Below are 621 nucleotides of genomic sequence, written 5' to 3'. Positions count from 1 at the left end.
CAACTACTTCCTCGCCGCCTAAATGGGATCCGGCACAACATAACCCAACGAGACGGCCTATATTGCCGATTACGGGGTACTCAGGCTCGCTGTGATCCGTGGCGTTTGCGTAGCACAGTTCTCGCGGTGTCGAGTGGCGCCGAGGACGCGGTGGGTCAGGGCTCCGAATGGCCCCCATCCAGCAGGCGGCGGATTTCCTGGTCCGGATCCGGGGTGCTCCGCCGACTCTCCTGCTGAAACACATGTGTGAAGGCGGACATCGCCGCGGCGATCGGCGCCGGACGACCCGATCCCGAACCGAAAGCACCCCGACCATTACGGCTTCCACCACACCTCAGGGGCACTCTCCGTGTCCCCGTCCGGTCCCGAACTCACCCTGGGCTCCCTCCGGACCGGCGGCTGCTGATCGGCCGCGACCTTCCGAACCGGTCAGCCGCAGTGCGACGGGCCACCACCAGCAGAGCCGCCGTTATTGGCGCCTCCGAACGAGCCGTACCAGTAGATGCAAGTGTGCGGGGCGTACCAATAGACAGGGCCTGCATAGTACGAAAACGAGCCCGCGTCGATGTCCATATTGTTGCTCACACCATGGAACGGAAACGAAGGGAGACCGAGACCGTT

At 63.6% G+C, this 621-nt stretch carries 1 pseudogene; it reads right to left on the bottom strand.

The features are described 5' to 3' along the window. Positions 1 to 429 precede the first annotated feature (429 nt). A pseudogene (locus tag K7711_RS47060) lies at positions 430 to 621 on the bottom strand (hypothetical protein); the annotation flags it as partial.

It is taken from the genome of Nocardia coffeae (assembly GCF_019890715.1).
GTDB classification, from domain to species: domain Bacteria; phylum Actinomycetota; class Actinomycetes; order Mycobacteriales; family Mycobacteriaceae; genus Nocardia; species Nocardia jiangxiensis.
This window is presented reverse-complemented; position numbering and strand designations above follow the sequence as displayed.